Source organism: Collimonas fungivorans Ter331, from assembly GCF_000221045.1.
Classification (GTDB): Bacteria; Pseudomonadota; Gammaproteobacteria; order Burkholderiales; family Burkholderiaceae_D; genus Collimonas; species Collimonas fungivorans_A.
This window is the reverse complement of sequence record NC_015856.1, coordinates 1,165,138-1,182,968: the sequence shown is the minus strand read 5'-3', so window position 1 is coordinate 1,182,968 and position 17,831 is coordinate 1,165,138. Positions and strand designations below refer to the sequence as shown.

The 17,831-nt window shown below is 55.3% G+C and carries 24 protein-coding genes and 1 pseudogene; 7 read left to right on the top strand and 18 right to left on the bottom strand.

Translation table 11 applies throughout. The features are described 5' to 3' along the window. Positions 1–21: 21 nt before the first annotated feature. The 6 genes from CFU_RS23200 to CFU_RS05215 are packed head-to-tail and all read right to left on the bottom strand — an operon-like array spanning position 22 to position 5,313. Complete coding sequence (locus CFU_RS23200) at positions 22–618, bottom strand: tail fiber assembly protein (RefSeq protein WP_050808476.1); 597 nt, start codon at positions 616–618, stop codon at positions 22–24. Continuing rightward, on the bottom strand, positions 618–2,870 hold the full coding sequence (locus CFU_RS23195; protein WP_014004998.1) for a hypothetical protein: 2,253 nt from the start codon (positions 2,868–2,870) through the stop codon (positions 618–620). Before CFU_RS23195 ends, CFU_RS23200 begins: the two co-directional genes overlap by 1 nt. A 4-nt stretch (positions 2,871–2,874) precedes the next feature. Further along, positions 2,875–3,429 carry a phage tail protein I gene (locus CFU_RS05230; protein ID WP_014004997.1) on the bottom strand — a complete coding sequence of 185 codons (555 nt, stop codon included), beginning with the start codon at positions 3,427–3,429 and terminating at the stop codon, positions 2,875–2,877. Next, positions 3,426–4,316 (bottom strand): baseplate assembly protein, encoded by an 891-nt coding sequence (locus tag CFU_RS05225; RefSeq protein ID WP_014004996.1) that lies wholly within the window; start codon positions 4,314–4,316, stop codon positions 3,426–3,428. The genes CFU_RS05230 and CFU_RS05225 overlap by 4 nt, the downstream gene beginning before the upstream one ends. Continuing rightward, positions 4,313–4,657 (bottom strand): GPW/gp25 family protein, encoded by a 345-nt coding sequence (locus CFU_RS05220; protein WP_014004995.1) that lies wholly within the window; start codon positions 4,655–4,657, stop codon positions 4,313–4,315. Before CFU_RS05220 ends, CFU_RS05225 begins: the two co-directional genes overlap by 4 nt. Then, positions 4,654–5,313, bottom strand: a complete 660-nt coding sequence (locus CFU_RS05215; protein WP_041741346.1) for a phage baseplate assembly protein V — start codon at positions 5,311–5,313, stop codon at positions 4,654–4,656. The genes CFU_RS05220 and CFU_RS05215 overlap by 4 nt, the downstream gene beginning before the upstream one ends. Before the next feature lie 247 nt (positions 5,314–5,560). On the opposite strand from CFU_RS05215, the gene CFU_RS23675 reads away from it, so the two are divergent. The 4 genes and pseudogenes from CFU_RS23675 (at position 5,561) to CFU_RS05200 (ending at position 8,305) form a co-directional block, all read left to right on the top strand. Further along, positions 5,561–5,770, top strand: coding sequence for a Com family DNA-binding transcriptional regulator (locus tag CFU_RS23675; protein ID WP_081466410.1), 210 nt, complete (start codon positions 5,561–5,563; stop codon positions 5,768–5,770). Further along, positions 5,706–6,512: pseudogene (locus CFU_RS05210) on the top strand (DNA adenine methylase). The gene CFU_RS23675 and the pseudogene CFU_RS05210 overlap by 65 nt, the downstream one beginning before the upstream one ends. A 133-nt stretch (positions 6,513–6,645) precedes the next feature. Further along, complete coding sequence (locus CFU_RS05205; protein ID WP_148264764.1) at positions 6,646–7,227, top strand: hypothetical protein; 582 nt, start codon at positions 6,646–6,648, stop codon at positions 7,225–7,227. 94 nt (positions 7,228–7,321) lie between these two features. Beyond that, on the top strand, positions 7,322–8,305 hold the full coding sequence (locus CFU_RS05200) for a hypothetical protein (RefSeq protein ID WP_041741344.1): 984 nt from the start codon (positions 7,322–7,324) through the stop codon (positions 8,303–8,305). 152 nt (positions 8,306–8,457) lie between these two features. Here CFU_RS05200 and CFU_RS05195 read toward each other — a convergent pair whose 3' ends face one another. The 12 genes from CFU_RS05195 to CFU_RS05145 all read right to left on the bottom strand — a co-directional run bounded on the left by CFU_RS05195 (position 8,458) and on the right by CFU_RS05145 (position 14,477). Then, entirely contained in the window at positions 8,458–8,928 is a 471-nt protein-coding gene (locus tag CFU_RS05195) for a phage virion morphogenesis protein (RefSeq protein WP_041741343.1), read from the bottom strand. Next, entirely contained in the window at positions 8,925–9,413 is a 489-nt protein-coding gene (locus tag CFU_RS05190; RefSeq protein ID WP_014004990.1) for a phage tail protein, read from the bottom strand. Before CFU_RS05190 ends, CFU_RS05195 begins: the two co-directional genes overlap by 4 nt. After that, entirely contained in the window at positions 9,391–9,624 is a 234-nt protein-coding gene (gene lysC, locus CFU_RS25125) for an Rz1-like lysis system protein LysC (protein ID WP_238531405.1), read from the bottom strand. Before lysC ends, CFU_RS05190 begins: the two co-directional genes overlap by 23 nt. Then, entirely contained in the window at positions 9,512–9,934 is a 423-nt protein-coding gene (gene lysB, locus CFU_RS05185; RefSeq protein ID WP_014004989.1) for an Rz-like lysis system protein LysB, read from the bottom strand. Before lysB ends, lysC begins: the two co-directional genes overlap by 113 nt. Then, the gene (locus tag CFU_RS05180; protein ID WP_041741342.1) at positions 9,925–10,380 is read right to left on the bottom strand and encodes a D-Ala-D-Ala carboxypeptidase family metallohydrolase; all 456 of its coding nucleotides are present in this window, start codon (positions 10,378–10,380) and stop codon (positions 9,925–9,927) included. Before CFU_RS05180 ends, lysB begins: the two co-directional genes overlap by 10 nt. Further along, positions 10,377–10,646, bottom strand: coding sequence for a phage holin family protein (locus CFU_RS05175; protein WP_014004988.1), 270 nt, complete (start codon positions 10,644–10,646; stop codon positions 10,377–10,379). The genes CFU_RS05180 and CFU_RS05175 overlap by 4 nt, the downstream gene beginning before the upstream one ends. Then, positions 10,639–10,995 carry a putative holin gene (locus CFU_RS05170; protein ID WP_014004987.1) on the bottom strand — a complete coding sequence of 119 codons (357 nt, stop codon included), beginning with the start codon at positions 10,993–10,995 and terminating at the stop codon, positions 10,639–10,641. The genes CFU_RS05175 and CFU_RS05170 overlap by 8 nt, the downstream gene beginning before the upstream one ends. Before the next feature lie 15 nt (positions 10,996–11,010). Beyond that, a complete protein-coding gene (locus CFU_RS05165) occupies positions 11,011–11,220 on the bottom strand; it encodes a tail protein X (protein ID WP_014004986.1) in 210 nt (69 codons plus the stop codon). Next, positions 11,220–11,711, bottom strand: coding sequence for a head completion/stabilization protein (locus CFU_RS05160; protein WP_014004985.1), 492 nt, complete (start codon positions 11,709–11,711; stop codon positions 11,220–11,222). Before CFU_RS05160 ends, CFU_RS05165 begins: the two co-directional genes overlap by 1 nt. Before the next feature lie 93 nt (positions 11,712–11,804). Next, the gene (gene gpM, locus CFU_RS05155; RefSeq protein ID WP_014004984.1) at positions 11,805–12,521 is read right to left on the bottom strand and encodes a phage terminase small subunit; all 717 of its coding nucleotides are present in this window, start codon (positions 12,519–12,521) and stop codon (positions 11,805–11,807) included. A 4-nt stretch (positions 12,522–12,525) separates the two neighbouring features. Further along, a complete protein-coding gene (locus CFU_RS05150) occupies positions 12,526–13,533 on the bottom strand; it encodes a phage major capsid protein, P2 family (protein ID WP_014004983.1) in 1,008 nt (335 codons plus the stop codon). Between the two features lie 62 nt (positions 13,534–13,595). Continuing rightward, positions 13,596–14,477, bottom strand: a complete 882-nt coding sequence (locus CFU_RS05145; RefSeq protein ID WP_238531404.1) for a GPO family capsid scaffolding protein — start codon at positions 14,475–14,477, stop codon at positions 13,596–13,598. Between the two features lie 103 nt (positions 14,478–14,580). Here CFU_RS05145 and CFU_RS05140 point away from each other — a divergent pair, with 103 nt between their 5' ends. Genes CFU_RS05140 through CFU_RS23670 form a run of 3 tightly spaced genes read left to right on the top strand, consistent with a single transcriptional unit; the run spans position 14,581 to position 17,638 of the window. Next, the gene (locus CFU_RS05140) at positions 14,581–16,362 is read left to right on the top strand and encodes a terminase ATPase subunit family protein (protein ID WP_041741340.1); all 1,782 of its coding nucleotides are present in this window, start codon (positions 14,581–14,583) and stop codon (positions 16,360–16,362) included. Next, on the top strand, positions 16,359–17,426 hold the full coding sequence (locus CFU_RS05135) for a phage portal protein (protein WP_041741339.1): 1,068 nt from the start codon (positions 16,359–16,361) through the stop codon (positions 17,424–17,426). Before CFU_RS05140 ends, CFU_RS05135 begins: the two co-directional genes overlap by 4 nt. Further along, a complete protein-coding gene (locus CFU_RS23670; protein ID WP_041741338.1) occupies positions 17,423–17,638 on the top strand; it encodes a DUF2116 family Zn-ribbon domain-containing protein in 216 nt (71 codons plus the stop codon). Before CFU_RS05135 ends, CFU_RS23670 begins: the two co-directional genes overlap by 4 nt. The last annotated feature ends 193 nt before the right edge of the window (positions 17,639–17,831 follow it).

Genomic DNA, 17,831 nt, shown 5'->3' with positions numbered 1-17,831 from the left:
CTCCTGTTGATTGGTGATGGATTAAAGAGCCGTGGCGTCGGGTGCGACCGGCCAGGTGATACGGTTCGGATAATTCGCTTGCTCCGGCAAGCGATTGAGGCCGACGCGGTAGGTTTTCCAGACGCGTAACATGGCGAAATCGACGTCGCTGGCGTCGTCAATATCGACGCGATCCTGGTACTTGGTCACTTCGCTGTTGGCGCGACGCAGCTCGCGGCTGGCACGCTCCTGCACGGCCTCCAACAGTTCAGCATCGGTCGGAAAATAATGCGGCGCATCGCCCAGTTGACCGGACTCGCATGCGGTATAAATGGCACGTCCGTGCGGCTCGACATCGTCGGCGGTAGCCAGAAACGTCAGGTAGCTGTCCTGGCATTCAAATTTCACCAGGCATTGAAAACCCATCGGCAACCGGACGATGTCCTTGATATCCGAATAGGCAAACGGGTTCGCTGGCTCAGGTGGGTTCTCCAGTGCCGGCGATTCTGGCAGGACGATCGTCGGCGGCGCTGGAATCGGCGCTGGGTCGATGATGATCGGCAGTTCTGTCTCACTCATCACATCTTTGACGGTTTCACTTGCTGGAGTCTTGACCACCTGTTTTTTCATCTTTGCCATTACGCCACCCGTTGCCATAACACTGTGCTTGATTCGTTACCCTCGATAGCGCCCGAGCCGTAGTCATACGATTGCCCGCGCTGCTCCCATGCACCGGCCAATCCGGTGCCGCTTTTGTTTTTGTTCAAAACGTAACCACCGATACCGCCATAGCCCAAGCCTTGACCCGATAGTTGATTGGCATACACAGCTGACATACATGAGCCAACCGCAAGCGACGTGCGGTTGTACAGCGTCAATTCTGTTCGACCCGCTACGACGCCGTAGAGGTAGTAAGGCTGTTCCCCCGGATTTTCTTGGAAGCGCATCGGGACGTTGGCGACCTTGTCGGCATTACCAGCGGAACCGGCATACCCGGCGCTGTTCGCATAATTGACGCTGAAGTTGGAGGGGTTGTAGACGTTGACGTCGTCGTTCATGTTGCCACCCAACAGCCATGACGGTTGACCGCCAAAACCTTTCCAGTTCAAACGGATTAGTCTGTCCCCGAAAACAACATAGCCTTGATCGGTGGTGTCTACGGTTACCTTCAAGGCATTACTAGCTGACCAACCCATGCGAACCGTGTTATTCAACTGCCCAACGCCGCCACCCTGCTGTACAGGCATAAAGCCAAGTAGGTTTTGTTTCGACGTCGGGTCGAAATTACCCGCGTGCCATAGCTTGTAAGACACCGCGCCCATCGAATAGCCGCCGACGCTGAGGTTGTTATTGACATCCAGACCGAAATGCACCGCGAAATTGTCAGGGCGATGAAACGTCATATAGGCGGCGTCACCAGCACCGCCTGCCGATTTGACTTCAATCGTTGGTCGACTCCCACTTTGAACCCCAATTGCACCAGTAGAACCAACGACAGAGAGGGTCCCAAAGACTGAGCCGCCAGCAAGTGCAAGATACTTTTTAAGAGTGGCATCAAGCCCAGGCTGAAAGACGAATTCGCCTTGATCGGTAAGATCGACGGTGGCCTTCAATCTGTCACCTTTTGTCCATCCGATCTTGACAACGTTTTTCAACTGATCGACGCCGGTACCTTGCTGTACGGGTGTATAACCGAGTTCAGTTTGCTTATCGGCGGGGTTGAAATTTCCCGCGTGCCATAACTTGTAGGAATTTGAACCCATCGACCAACCGCCGACACTGAGTTGGTTATTGACGTCCAGCCCGAAATGCACCGCGTGTTTACCCCGACGATGAAACGTCATGTAGGCGGCGTTGCCATCGCCATCCGAAATGACCTCTATGGTTGGTCTGCCTCCAGATTCGTCCCCAATTACACCCGTGGAGCCATATACGTTGAGCACCCCGGAGACGCTACCGCCACTAAGAGGCAGATATCGTGCTGGGTCAAAGGTGACCGAATCCCACAGAAGCTTCCATTTACGGGCATCGAATGGCGGCGTCGCGCCGGCGAAGCCCGTACGCTCCCAGGTTCTTTGGATGGTGCCGCCCTCGGTGTACACCTGGCGAATGAAATTGCCACCGTTTACTGTGATCAGCGTGCCAAAGCCATCACCGCCCACAGGGAGATGTGTAGCGGCTATGATGCCGCGATCATTCGCGACAAGAACATCGCGCACCCCCGTTTCCAGCAATGTGTCGCAGTCGGTGTCACTGCTGGTGATAGCCGGCAGCTTGCGGAAATACAGCGCGTTGGCTCGCTCTGGCGTCAGGTAGCCTGGATGTGGATCCGGAGCCGCCCTGTGATTGTCGATGACTTTCGCCATCGCAGGAGTCAGGCCGGCGGGTGTCACTGCACGCACAGCATCTTTTCCGGCTACGGTTTCGTCAGGCGTGGCCAGTTCGACCACGCCCTGGCGATCCACCGTTGCCGGTGGATTCGTAAAATTGGCATCGCCGAAAGTCAACGATGCCGCCTTGATGGTGGCAAAAATCACGTCAGCCTGCAACAGAACCATAGCCTGTGCGGACTTCTGCAATATCGGGTCCGGCTGGCTGTATATGCCCAACAAGACGCCATTGCTTAGCCAGTAGCCGATGCCGCGCACGGTATAGGTGTCGGTGCCATCGTCACGAATAGTGACGTGGATCGTATCGGCAGCGACAACCTCCCCTGAAATAGTCTTCAAGCGCTTGATCTCGCTTGGCAATGTGGTCATGTCTTCATTGGCCGTAAAAACTGCAGCAGTAAAGCCAATTTCTGCAATCTTGAGCGGCGCGGTGCCGTTGTGTTCGGCATTGACCAGGGCGGCGCGTCCAGCCTTGGTGGTGATAATTTGGAGTCCAGGCATAGGGTTAGGCTTCTGTCAGATTCAAACGGGCATAGATAACGGGGCTCGCTCCAGCGACCACGGCAATCGCACCGCTGGTATCGATACCCTGGGTAAAAGTAAAGTGGCTACGCACGGGCTTAGTGCGGTTCACCTCGGCGATCACATCGTCAACGAATTCAGCGGTTGCGGATTGGCCGCCGGCACCGCTCAGTGTCATGACCAGGTCAAAGGTATGGGGCTCACCCATCGGCGCTTTTTGCCACCACTCGCGCAGCAGGATGGATCCACCGAAAGCGGCGACTACGTCTTTCACCGACTTAGCGGTCCCCTTTTGGCGGTGGATCGTCATTGCGTTACGTACTCGGGCCCGGCGTACTTCTTCGCTCCAGTATGATTTCCAGCTCTCAAGCGACAATTGCCAAGCCAACCAGGGCAGTTGATCGACTGGGATCACGTTTGGTTGATAGAGCGTGCGCAATGGCACCGTCACATTCGAAATCCGCGCTGTGGACGCTTCCAGCGCCCGCTCCTGGGGCGTAGAATTTGGGGGTAATAATGATCTGACGGGCTTGCTCATGCATGCCCCCAGATACCACCGTATTCGAGCGCAATATCGTCACAGTAATGCGCTCGGAGCTTGGAGATTTCCGGATCACTGTTCGGCGTAGACAGCTTCACGCGCTCGACACCCGCGACGACAAGTGCGGCATCAATGCCGGAAAGCGTCGGTACACGGCCCAACTGGTGCGCATCCTTGGCATATTGCTGCATACGCTTCAACGCTTCGGCCACAACCACAGTCGAATCAGGACCAGCAAAGGAATAAAGCGTCGCACGGACTTGATAACGATCGATCGTGGCAGACCGGACTTCCACGAAATCGGTCAACGGGCGCACGCCATCCTCATACAACCTTGCCGTAACGATATCGATCAGTTCCTGCGAAGCTGTACCGTCGCCCTCACGCGACAAGATCGTGACGACCACATGGCCCGGCGACGGGCTGGTCGCTGTCGCATTGCGCACACGCCCATCCGCGCTCAAGGCGTGGAAAATATAAGCCCCCTCGGGACCGGCTACTGACAGCCCTTGCGGTGCTAACTGGATACGGCGTCGGTAATCCTCGTTGGACTCCATGACGGCGTCCGTGCCTTTATCTGGATTTGCCGACGTGATTTGCAGGCGCGGCACGTCCATCAACGCGCCCAGATGATCCAGATCCTCGTCCATGGCATAGGCCAGCATGACTGCGCGGGCGGCCTCATTGATACGCTGGCGCACCTTTAATTCCCGGTAGGCGGTGACCTGCAATATTTTCATTGCGGGATCGGATTCCACCAAACCGACGTAGCTTGTATCTCGCTCTTGCAGATCTGCCAGTTGCTCGGCCAGAATCGTTTCGAAGTCCAGCGGCTCGATCACATTGGGAGCGGGCAGGCGCGATAAATCAATAGCGGCGCTCATGCACTGACTCCAGAACCCACCGGCACGGCCAATTGGATACTCTGCTCATTCGTCACGCCATCCAGGATCAGCAAAGCTTGCCCGGCCTGGCCGCGTTCAAGCTGCACGCCAGTCAACGCAATGCGGGGTTCCCACAACATGACGGCGTGCGCGGTAGCCGCATAGATGCGCAGCACGGTGGCACCGTTCAAGGGCTGATCGATCAACTCAGGCACTTCGGACCCGTAGGCTCGACGCATGACACGGCTGCCGATAGGCGTCGTCAGGATATCGGCCAGCGATTGCCGAATATGTGCCAGGCCGGACATAGCGCGACCATTGCTTGCGTTCATGCCGGTCATTTAGGCACGTCCGATTCATCGTTGCCCTGCTTCACGCCGCCGTGCTTATGACCAATCAAACTGACCGCTTTGGCGATCACGTCGACCGTGGCTTGCATGACACCTTCCACCATGGCTGCGGCACCCCCACCCTTGCCGGCCTTGACGTTCATGCCAGCATTAAGGGCCGCGAAGCCGTTGACGGTCAGGTTCTTTTTAACGGTCAGATTGCCGGTACAAATCGTATCCTCGGCGTTCGATGTCACCGTGCCAGGCACGGCAGAAACGCTTGTGCCGTCGGGCAGGATCGCGGTTAAGGCATGCGCCGCGCTGTCATATTGGATAACAGCGCCATCTTTGTAGCGCGTCGTGTGGTGCGCTGGATTGTTTGAAGGTGGCTGGAATTGATCGGAATACATCGCCGGCAGAATCACAGCGTTATCGAAATTTCCCTCCGGCGAAAGCAGAATCACTTGTTCGCCAATGGATGGCGGCCACCAAGTCTGCGCATCGCCCGCGCGATGGACTGCCCAAGGCCGCCAGGTAGGCGTGTTCTTGCCAACCTGAACACGCACGAGCTTTGCGTCGTAATCGAGTTCGATCACAGAGCCAACCCGAATCATGTTCAGGATTAAGCGCAGCAGTTCAGAAAGGTCAGTGGAGAGGTCGGCGGTCATGCATTGCATGTTGCCGTGTTGCTGTAGCTAGCGCATCAAGCAGAGGGTTGATAAGCTGGTTATCAACTCTGTCGATATTTCACTGTACGTGCGCGCGTGAGAAAGTGCAGCCTTAGACGCGGCGACGCGGTCGATGCGCTAACATCGACCACGCCACCGTACCGGCAGAAGTAGCTGCAAGTTTGGCCCAAGGCCGCGCCACCTGATCAGGCGACCCGAAGGCTATCACATTTGTAATCGCTACGATATGTCGGAAATCCGCTGCGGGAGCTGCTCCCGAAAACTTGGCGAGGGTGAATACATCACTCTGGTCATTAAATGCCCACGTTGCGGCACATTAAACCACCTGAGAGCCACGCGCCCCATATCCGCATGCCATCGAGCATCTGACTATGGAGAAACACGTGCAAGCAAATCCAATCATTCCCTGGCTGGGAGGAAAACGCCGCCTGGCTGACAAACTCATCCCATTGTTTCCGCCGCATGAATGTTACGTCGAGGTGTTCTGCGGCGGTGCCGCCCTATATTTCCTGCGACCGGTACCAGCACACACCGAGGTCATCAACGACATCAATGGCGACCTGGTCAACCTGTATCGGGTTGTACAACACCACACGGAGGAATTCGTGCGGCAGTTCAAGTGGGCGATTAGCAGCCGGCAAATCTTCAAATGGCAGCAAGCCGTAAATTCGGAGACCCTGACCGACATTCAACGCGCCGCCCGCTTCTACTATCTGCAGCAACACGCATTCAGCGGCAAGGTCGTGGGCCAGCATTTCGGTACCGCCACCACCGGACCAGCGATTAATCTGTGTCGAATTGAAGAAAATCTGAGTGCCGCACATTTGCGCCTGGCAGGCACCTATGTGGAAAACCTACCCTGGTTGGAATGCATGAAACGATATGACCGGCCCCACTCGTTCTTTTATCTTGATCCTCCCTACTAGGAGACCGAGGGTTACGGCGTGGATTTTGGGTTCGAACAATACGAACAGATGGCCGAATTCATGCGGACCTGCAAAGGGAAAGTAATGGTATCGATCAATGACCATCCAGACATTCGCAGGGTGTTCGACGGTTTTACGATGATGGGACTAGACATCAAATACAGCATCGGGAGCACCCATGGGCAGCCAGGCGTCAGCAAAGAGCTGGTGATTACCAACTGGGATGCAGATGTGGTGACGCAGCTTTTTTAGGGAATGCAAAGAAAAGTAAGTACCATTTAAGTACCATTTCAGCAGATCAAATCTTGTTCTTTTGATATATAGTTAAATAGTTTCCCGCAGGGAAAATATTCAACCGTCAATGAATCGTCAAAGGTCGATCAATATGAATCTGAAACTGAAACTGAAAGCCAGTATAGCGTTGGCAATATTTCTTCTGGGTTGCTATTACTGTGTCGGTTTTATTATAAATGGAGGATATATTAGCGCCGCGGCCATCCTTCTTGCTGGCGGCCTAACAGCAACTACAGTCCTATTTGGATGGGGTATACGGGAATGGTGGCCATGGTATATCTGCGCAGCGATATCCGGAGGACTTTCAATTTTTGCGGTTGTCTTCGAAACCCGTGGCTTCGATATCGAAAGACAACAGATCCAAAGTGAATTGGTGCCGATTGTGGTATTGGCAACTGCAAATGGGAATCCCTGGGAACTCTCACCTACGTCTCGAAAGGTGGCAGAGGCGATGATATTCGCATGTGCAATCCAGGGAAGTGTCGACACCTTGGGCAGCATAAGTGCAGCGCAAAAAGCTATGTATTTCGGTCCCGGAGCCACCATGACGGATGCCACAATCGATGCTTTGGACGGAAAAACGCGCGAAGACCGCTGCATTGATGGCTTAAAAAAACTTTACCGGGAAAAACCATTGATGTTTCGCGATATTGTTATCGAACATGCAAAGTAGTTGCAAGATAATGGCGTCTCTGCCTAGCAAGAATACGCGGGAATCTTATTGAATTAGATCCTTCAACTGTTTGACTAATTAATATGGAAATTACATGGATTTAGCGCATATTTTTGATTTCGATTTGCAGACAGCGAATCTGGGGACGTTGCGAATTGGCCCGATGGAAAGTGATTTTAACGAGAAGCTCCAAATCGACGCTGCTATGCCGGATGCCGATGGCCGTCAATTGGCTCAGCAAGCGCTAATCCATACTGCTCGAAAAAAGACTGGTGATGCAGCGACAGGTACCTGGAGCGAATGGCCATCCCTTGCAGAAACCGAAGTCGAGGAAATCACCTTGGCAGAACTTGGCACGTTCTCAGAGAGACTCGCCCAGCGTTATTTCACGAGCAACAGTGACGGGACCCGAGGTCCCGTTGATGGGGGGCCGTCTGGCGTAGATTTCCTTATTTCAGAAATTAACAAATCAAAACTCTCAGACGAAAGACGGATCGCACAACAATTCGAAGAAATTAGAAAAAGTCCCTTTAGTAGCGCAACGATGAAGGCAATGGAATTTAATAGTGGCGTTTCCACGAGACTTGGCGAGGCAATCGGAAATTTTCGAAACCTATCGCGGCCACCTATCGAGTCGCTCTACATTCCTTCATCGAGCCCCATTCAGCGGACTAATGAAGCCCTGGAAACGCTATTGGAAAATGTAGAGCAAATGCGGCCAGTTTTTGCGATGTGTGCCGAACTCATTCAAAGTATGAATTCCACTGCTCTAAAAATGCAAGAGGATTCAATTGCAGCGTCGGCACAGGCAGAAAAACGTGCTGCGCAATCAATGAAATTCGCAACTATCGGCATCTGGATATCCGGCCTCACGTTTATAGTTTCCTCACTATTTTCGATCTATACAATAATGGACGCCGGACACGTAACAAGCGAAACGGTTGGGCATTCAGAAGCGTTGAGTAAAGAGATACACGATATGACGGTTGCCGTCAATTCGGCACGACTAGCATTCGAACGCTCCGCGACTGAAGACCGAACAGCAACGATAAAGGCACCGGGAAAAATTCAACCATGAGATGATCTCATCAAGTAGAGTACATGCTCCAGGCCTCTGTACTTTCACAGTCATGCCATCTAGGTGAAGCTGCCGTCACTGCTGCCTATTCGTCGTTTCTGCCAAGTGAAATTTAGCTGGTGCACATCATCGTAGGATTGGTACACACTACGTTACTCATATCCACTTAAATGTCGAAACAATGAATTACGTATCAACGATTGATCAGTCTTACTAAAACCAAGTAATGGTCGGGCCGGATATAGATATTCCGGCCCTTTTTTTGACACCCGATCTTTCAATCCCTCCTGGTGCACCCGCGCGATGCGGGCGACCCGACCAAAGAACCCTATCGATATCTGGTTTTCGTCCTGCTGAGTTTTGAGGTTTTTTGTAATACGCAGCTTCTCAAACATCGCCGCCTTTTGACGCTTTATTCTCCCCTTCTTCCCGCGCAGATCTTTGCGTTTTTTGCGTGCCGTGTACATCGCACCGTCCGGTGTGTGCTGGCTGGCAATACGTTGCGCCTGGCTGCGCCGCAGATCCTGAGCTATCTTGCGATTTAACGCGCGGCGTTGCGCTGGCTGCAACCTGGTCAGTAGACCACCGACCCACATCTCCACGGCGCGCAGATTTTCCGTCATTGCGTATCCTTCGGTGTATGCCATTCAGCGATCAAAGAATCCCCTGCATACAGGGTCCAGAAATCGTCGGTATATTCCGGCGTGGGCAGGGGCTCAACCAAGTGCCGTACGTCGAGCCGGCCGGCAGCGCCGCGCTTTACCACTACACGTTCGGTCAAATCCAGTTTGATAGACAGATCGACCGTTACATGATTATTGAAATCGATCTCGAAACTGAAGCCGGTTTTACGCAGTTCCGGATTACCAAGTATGTCCGGCTGATGCACCGCTACCCAGGCCAATAGCGGCACCATGATGGCGTCGGCGTCCCCTGGGTAGTCGGTAATAATTACGTTGAGCTTGTAACGATACTCGAACGACAGGGAGCCGGTGCCGACAGCGACAACATGCCCTTCGTCGCCGTACACCACAAAGTTTTCCGGATCCCGCTTTAGATCCGGGTTCGCCGCGCCCAGGTGCGCTCTAAGGCTTTTTGGCTTGTACACGGCTGGACTCCTGTTGGCAGTTGTAAGTCATGTCAACCTGAGCGGCGCAGGTCGCCCAAGCCGCCTCGGTACGCTCCAGGGCGAGATTGAGCGCGCCGTTAGTCTTCGGCGCGGCCGCCGGTAGGCTGCATCGTGTTACTGGCGGGCATTCGCTGACGGTAATCGTCTGCCCCGGTGATGGCCGCGTGGTCGCGCATCCCGGCAATAGCATCAGGCAAAGGAGTATCGGCCCAGCTGCGAATCGCTGCATTTTCATGTTGTAGGTTCTCAATTGTGCGTTCCCGTTCGGTAAGTGTGGCGGCGATCCCTTCCCTGTCGGCTTGCAGCTTGCTCAACGAAACCTTATTTTTTTTTGCGGCCTCGGTCAGGGATTTAATGGCGTCATCTTTGTCAGAGATAGCCTGTTCGGCTCGATCCGTGCGGGCCTTCTCGGCAATCAGGGCGTCGCGCTGGATCCAGATCACGACGCCCAGGACGCCGACAAGAAGCGCCGTGATCAGGCTTTTGACGATCAATTCCATAGCCCTACCCGGGTTCCCTTGCTGTCAATGGTCAGCACCTGGCGGCGGGGCTTAACGCCCTCTGCTGCAATGCCCAGGTGAACCCAGATCGCGGATCCGGCGCGCTCGTAAATAAGCTGATCGAATTGCAGATAGGATTTCTCGATCTTTTGGCAGATGTCCATCGGCGTACCGAACGCAGGGGCCGTAAAGTCATTCGCCAAGCCATCCAGGTGCGCGCTGTTGCTGGCACCGCCTACGGCACGGTTAAGCGCCGGGCAGCGGTAGCCGCTGGAGATCACCATGGCGGCACTCCCCAACTCAAGCCGCACCAGTTCGTTAAAGCGGGCCAGGCGCCGTAGGTTTGCCACCACAGCCGGCACGGGCGTGTTGTCTATGCCCAAGATCCGCGCCTTGTCACTGCGCGTAAATTCTTCCAGTGTGAAATGCTCGGTGATTGCAGTCATAAATTCCCTCTGATGATGTTGGCGACGTTGCCCCGGGCGCGATAGACCAAGACGCACAAGGTAAAAGCGATACCGGCTTGACCGAATGAGGTACGAGCGGTGCCGAGCAAGATCTCCAGGGCGCAGGTGCCGGTAAAGACGATCAGCAGCCAGGCCACCAGCGATATGTGGATCCGGTAGTTTGCATAGCCACGCCGGTAGCACAGCAACTGCATGCAGGTCATGGCGTAGCTGAGTACTGCGATGACGGTAAGCAGCTTATTCATTGCGGCCTCCTTTGCGGATCCAGTCGGGCAGTTCGATCGTCTTAATCAGATCGATGCCGTGCAACGTCAGCGCGATGACGCCGGCTGACGCGAAGAAGGCCGCAACGCCGGACTGCTTGAGCGGGCTATTATTGATGACCTCTGGTGCGGCCAGGTAGCCAACCGCCAGCGAGATGACCATATAGGCCAGTCGCTGCATGACTGGCAAGTTCTTGCTGGAAATCGCCACCAGCGCAGCGCCGGCAAAGGCACCGATCAAGGCATTGCCGTCGATGCCGGGGAACAGCGACGACAGGCCAATGCCGGCGGCGGTGGTAACGAGAAGCGTAGCGGTGCTGGGTTCTGCCATAGTAGGTTCTCGCGGTTAGTCCCAGAGCTGGACGATCTGGGCAGTTTTGGTGGGGGTGACCGTGGGGTCTGGCAACGTGACCAGGCGACCATGCGGCAGATACGGCCCGCAATCGGCCAGCCCCGGATTCAGTTCAAGCGCAGCTTCAACGACATTGGCGGTAGCGCCAAGATGCCGCCAGCACAACAGGTCTAGCGTGTCATATTGCTGCGCGCGCACTTGCATCAGATCAGCTCAACGGTCATGTGCGGCCGGCCAATGATGTTGGCGATCGCCCAATGGGCATTACGGCGTTGATCGCTAGGCGCGGTATCGAGCCACTCCATCATTTTTTTATCACTCAATGACGAGGCGGTGCTGTCGATATCGCGGTAACGCTCAATCATGTCAGCCTTGGCCGTGCTGTAGACGGCGCGCCGATAGTGGGCAATCAGCACACTTTCACGGTCGATATGATCGGCCGGCACGGCAGCCAGTGTTTTATAGCCGGCGGCGATCTGGTCGCGTTTCCAGTCTGCCAGTTCCTGATTGACATGCATGATGGCCGCGACCACGGCTTGCCGCAGGCGCGGATCCGTGACGGTGCCATCCAGGCGCATGGCATCGCGCATAAGCGGCAAATTAATATCGATATACCAACCATCGTTTTCGACGGTCGTCGCGCTCGATGGTGGGTTGCTATTGGGTGTCGATGGTTCGACGGCAATAAAGCTCATAGGGGCTCTTCAAAAAACGGCGGTGGGCGGGCTTCACACTGGACAATCAAGTCAGAGATCAGCCCGCGCCGCCGTGCGCCAGGGGGTGCTCGTTTATTCTTGCGCCGCTTTACCTAAGCGACGTTCAAGGCGTTCAATGTCTTTTTTCGCTCCCACGCCATCGAATAGCTCGATAGCGCGTTTCAGATGGGTAAGTGCGGCTTTTGCGTCCGCCACCAGCGACGGGGAAAAATCACCCTTGTCATCGCCGCCATTCGCAAACACCAGCTGCGCTAAGCCAAGCGCCTTAAATAATTTGGCGCGGGCCTGGTCGGGGGTGTCGCTATCCTTGGTCAGATCCGCAATCGCCGTGAGGATCTGCACGGCTTGCGCCGCATCCTGCCCGAGCGGGCCGCTGAGATACGCACCGGCAAACTCGTCCAACAACATCGTCGGAATGTCCCGGTCGTATTGGTCAGGCAAGGTCATCTTGTGTCCGACCGCATAGCGGGCAATCGTCACGGCGCGCTCGTACTCGCCAACGTCGATATGCCACACCAGGAGCGTAGTCAGCACGTCGTCCTGGCCGCCCTTCCCCGCCGCCAGCACGCCATCGATCCAGGCTTGGTAATTCGGCAGCAGCTTGGCCTTTAAAGCGATCTTGCTTTTGATCGACTGAATCGCTTTCAGGCGTCGCCGGTCTTCGGCCAATTGGTACAACTGGAGCTCGTAGTGCGATCCAGTCGTCGGGCCGCCCGGTTCGGTATTTGCGCTGGTTTGCGCCGCCAGGACACGGGCCTGGTGGCGCAGGGCTGGGGATAGGAAACTCATAGCGCTACGGCACCAACTCGATGTTTTCCAACAAAGCGCCCAGGCCGAAGTCTTCGACTACATACGCATCATTGGACGACTCGTAGTTTTCGATGCGGTCACGCTTGGCAACATCTTCTACACGGCGGCGGCGCGCGCCGTCCTGGAAGTACACCGACAGATTATCGAAACGGGTAATGAGGATGGCGTTATCCGGGAAGAAAGGCACGCGTACCGCCGGCAGGCCGCCGATGCGCTTCTGGCTGATGATGATGTCGGCCGCCAGCGTCTCGGTAGGCGCTTGCTTGGTGTTGATCAACGGGAAATATTTGTCGTTCAACAGCTTGCGGCCGACAAAAGCGACCAAGCCGGTGTCTTCCTGATACCAGGGATCCAGCAGGTTGATGCCGTCAGCAACAGCGGCATCAAGATTGAGGTAATCACCTCCGGTGCCGATCAGCAGCTTGCCTGGCTTCGCCTCTCCCTGGGACATGACCCGTTGCGGCGCATCTTCACGGAAATGCTGCAACCAGCCCTTATTTACGTCCTGGAGCATTGGATAGGCCGCAATGTCGGTATCCGACGCAATCTTGGTGCCATTGAAACCAATCACCATCCGGTCCAGTCCCTGGCGAATCAGGATCTGATTGGCAATCCGGCTCTGGAAGTCTTGGAATTTGGCCCAGGCGTCGAGTTTAGCGTAGCCGATATGGGTATCGAAATTGGTCTTTTCGCAACGATAACGATGGCCGTCCATGGTGGACACGTCGCGCGTCTGGCGCTCGGCCTTGCTGGTATCGGTGCGACTGGCGATGGGGCCTGAGACCCCCAGGCCGAGTTTTTCGCCCTCTTGCTCGGTGACGCCAATGATGTTGATTTTTTTCAGGAATTCGCTGGACTCCTGGATCTTGTCTTCCAGCTTCTGTTGCACAGTGGGTACCACGCTAAACGTATGTTGAACGCTGGACGTCGCGTTCAATTGCGCGATCTGGCTGGTGTAGCCTTCAAACGCGATACGGGTATTTGCTCTCATCTTGTTTTACTCCGGTCTTAGTGGGTTCAAATGTGGATCGAATGGCGAGGCAGGCGCGCGGTTTAAAACTCAGTCTTGATCACGCCGCTGCCGCCCGCCGCTTGGGGCCGTTGTGTCGGGTTGGCGTCGGTCGTATCCATTTGCCGCTTGAATGACGCAAAATCAGACGTCACCTTTTCCAGCGCGGTTTCAAGCGTCTCGATGCGCACCTGGCTGGCGGCGAATTTTTCGTCGCCGGCCGCTACGTGGGTGGCGACGGTCTGGATCGCTTCGCTGACATCGGAGAAGCGCGCGTCATTGGAGGTGTCGCCGGCCGTGATTTTCTTGAACAGGTTCTTGATACTGGTCGCCAACTTGCCAGGCTCGGGATCGGCTTGCGCCGTGTCAAATTCCAATGCAATTTCGACGGCTTCCGAATAGAGGTTGTCCGGGTTCTGTTTGCGCGCTGCAAACGGATTAGCCGTGCCGCTATTGGCGGCGAAGGTCAATATCTCGGTGCCGAGGCTGGCCGGGCTATCGGTCACACCCAGGCCGACCAGGTAGGGCTGACCGGAGTCGGCAAAATTCGGGCTGATTTCCAGGCTGCTATAGATCTTCTGGCGCGCCTTGGTCATGGCGATCAGATCCGGTGTCGGATCGATCTGAGCAAACAACGCCATCTTTTTACCCGCATCGGTGTCCACTTCTTCGGCCTTGACCGCCAACACATCGCCATAGGCACGGAAGGAGCCATCCGGCATCGTGCCGCGAATGTGTTCCAGCCAGATACGTGCGCCATAGGTCGCGGGGTTAAACGTCTTGGCGATCTGCTCGATAGTGCTACGGTCGATCTTTCGCCCGTCTGTGGTCGCGCCTTCAGTGGCGACGCGGAAGAACTTGGATGTTGATTTAGCCATGTTGGTCTCGGGTTGTGCTGACTGTGGATACTTTGATGAGGACTCCATAGTCGGCTCAGGTGCGCACTGATTCAACAAGCAGAGAGTTGATAACCGGCATATCAACCCTGTGCTATCCCCGCTACGCGCGCGTGACGCATACGCTTGCGGCATGTCTGAAATTCTCGAAGAAGCCCCGCACGTCATCGAACCGGAAACGGATCCGCGCCGCCTTGCCAAACATCTGTATTGGCAAGGCTGGCGCGTCACGTCCATTGCAAAACACCTGCAGCAGAAGCGCACCACGATTGAAAGCTGGAAGCAGCGCGATGAATGGGATAAGGCGTCCCCTCTCGAAAAGATCGAATCGTCATTGGAGTCCCGCCTGGTCCAGTTGATCGGCAAGGACGCCAAGAGCGGCGGCGACTTCAAGGAAATTGATCTGCTCATGCGTCAGGTCGTGCAGACCGCCCGCGTGCGCCGCTACGAAGCGCCAGGTGGCAACGAGGTGGATCTCAATCCGAAACTTGCAAACCGTAACGCCGAGCCCAAGAAAAAACCGACCAGGAACGATTTCAGCCAAGAACAGAAAGACCAGGTATTAGCCGCGTTCCGCGACTCGCTGTTCGACTATCAGAAGGTGTGGCACCGCAATGGTCACCAGCGCACCCGAGTGATTCTCAAATCACGGCAGATCGGTGCTACCTGGTATTTTGCCCGCGAGGCGTTGGCCGATGCGATGGAGACCGGCCGCAATCAGATCTTTCTGTCAGCATCCAAGTCCCAGGCGCACGTATTCAAGCAATACATTATTCAGTTCGCCAAGGATGCCGCCGGCATCGACTTGACCGGCGACCCTATCGTGCTGCCGAACGGCGCGCATCTGTACTTTCTGGGAACCAATGCACGGACCGCCCAGGGTTACCACGGTAATTTCTACTTTGACGAATTTTTCTGGACGCACAACTTCCAGGAACTGAACAAGGTGGCGTCCGGCATGGCGCTGCACAAGCAGTGGCGCAAAACCTACTTTTCGACGCCGTCCTCGATCACGCACCAGGCGTATCCGTTCTGGACCGGCGAACTGTTCAACAAACGGCGGCCGAAAGCTGACCAAGTTGACATCGATGTCAGCCACTTGAGATTGTCCAGCGGCTTTACTGGCGAGGACAAGATCTGGCGTCAGATCGTCACGATCCTAGACGCCGAGCGCGGCGGCTGCAATCTGTTCGACATTGATGAGCTGCGCAATTTCGAATACAGCCCCGACCAGTTCGAAAACCTGCTGATGTGCAATTTCATCGACGACACGCAATCGGTGTTCCCGTTGATGGCGTTGCAGCGCTGCATGGTTGATTCCTGGGTGGATTGGGACGATTACAAGCCGTTCACTTCACGGCCCTTTGGCGACCGGCCGGTGTGGATCGGCTACGACCCCTCATTGAACGGCGACAGCGCCGGCTGCGTGGTGATGGCCCCGCCGCTGGTGGCTGGCGGTAAGTTCCGCATCCTGGAACGTTTTCAGTGGCGCGGCATCGACTTTGAAGCCCAGGCCAAAGCAATCAAGGAAATGACGGAACGTTACAACGTGGCGTATATCGGCATCGACACGACAGGGATGGGCATTGGCGTATTTCCACTGGTAAAGCAGTTTTTCCCGCTGGCAACCGCCATCAACTATTCGCCCGAAGTCAAAACCCGGATGGTACTGAAAGCACAAAACATCATCAGCAAAGCCCGGTTGGAGTTCGACGCCGGCTGGACCGATATCGCGCAGTCCTTTATGACAATCCGCAAGACCTTGACCACCAGCGGCCGCCAGGTCACGTATGACGCCGGTCGCACCGATGAAACCGGCCACGCCGACCTCGCTTGGGCCTGCATGCACGCCCTGGACAACGAGCCTTTCGAAGGCTCAAACGAAAACAATCAATCCTTTATGGAGATCTCATGAGAAATAAGCGGCAACAACGCGGCAAGCCCCCCGTTGAGGCATTGAATACCGGCACAGGCAAACAAGCGGCGGCCTCACCCGCTGGTTTCGAGGCGTTCAGTTTTGGCGATCCGACGCCGGTACTTGATAGCGCGGAAGTACTGGATTGCTTCGAGTGCTGGCTCAATGGCAAATGGTACGAGCCGCCTCTCAGTTTCGCCGGTCTGGCGAAATCGTTTAACGCCAGCGTCCACCACAGCAGCGCGATCTACTTCAAGGCCAACATCCTGACAGACACCTTTGTGCCGAACAAATACCTATCGCGGGAAGCCTTTAAGCGGCTGGCGCTGGATTTCCTGACCTTCGGCAACGCCTACCCCGAGCGGCGCACCAGTCGTAGCGGCCTTACGTTGCAAATCAATCACTCCCTGGCTAAATACATGCGGCGTGGTCGGGAGCCCGACAGCTATTTCTTCGTCAACGGCTCAACGCCGGAATACGAGTTTCCCAGGGGATCAATTTTCCAATTGATGGAGCCCGACATCAATCAAGAGATGTATGGCATACCGCAATATCTTAGCGCCCTGCAGTCGGCCTGGCTCAACGAAGCCGCAACCCTGTTCCGACGCAAGTATTACAAGAACGGTTCACACGCCGGCTTCGTGTTCTACATGACAGATGCGAAGGCAAATAACGACGATGTGATGAAGATCCGCAAGGCGATCCACGAAAGCAAGGGGCCGGGTAATTTCCGCAACCTGTTTATGTACTCCCCAGGGGGCAATAAAGACGGCATCCAGATCTTGCCGGTGTCGGACGTGGCTGCGAAAGACGAATTTTTTAACATCAAGGGCGTCACGCGCGACGATGTGCTGGCCGCCCATCGCGTACCACCTCAACTGATGGGAATCATGCCGAGCAATGCCGGCGGCTTTGGAGCCGTTGAACCTGCCGCCCGCGTGTTCGCACGTAACGAATTGGTGCCGCTACAAACACAATTCCTGGCGATCAACGATTGGCTTGGGCAGGAGGTGGTGCGCTTTAACAAATACGAATTGATAACTGGTGAGGGAAATAAGCAATGAGCGATGTTGCAGATCGCGCCGAGTGGCGCATTGCCAAAGATATACAGACTGCCTTGCAACATGCGCGCAAGGTCGAGATCCTTAATAGTGACGGTCATTGCTGTTTTTGTGATGAACCGGTGTCTTATCCAGCGCTTTTTTGTGACGTCGAGTGTCGTGACGATTACGACAGAAAACAATCAACTTTACGGCGTACGGGCAGAATTTTTTAGCAAACTGCAAAACTAGTCACCCGTTTGATGTGTAGCAGCTCAATCTCGCATAGATTGTTTGATTTGACCGGCTGCTATCACCCTTGCTGTGTAAAAACGTAAATCTGACAAAAATCCGTGGTTAGGAGGACCTCTGCAGCTGTCGAGAAAATTACATAGCGGTCGTTTTGACAAATTGGCTTTTCTTGCGACG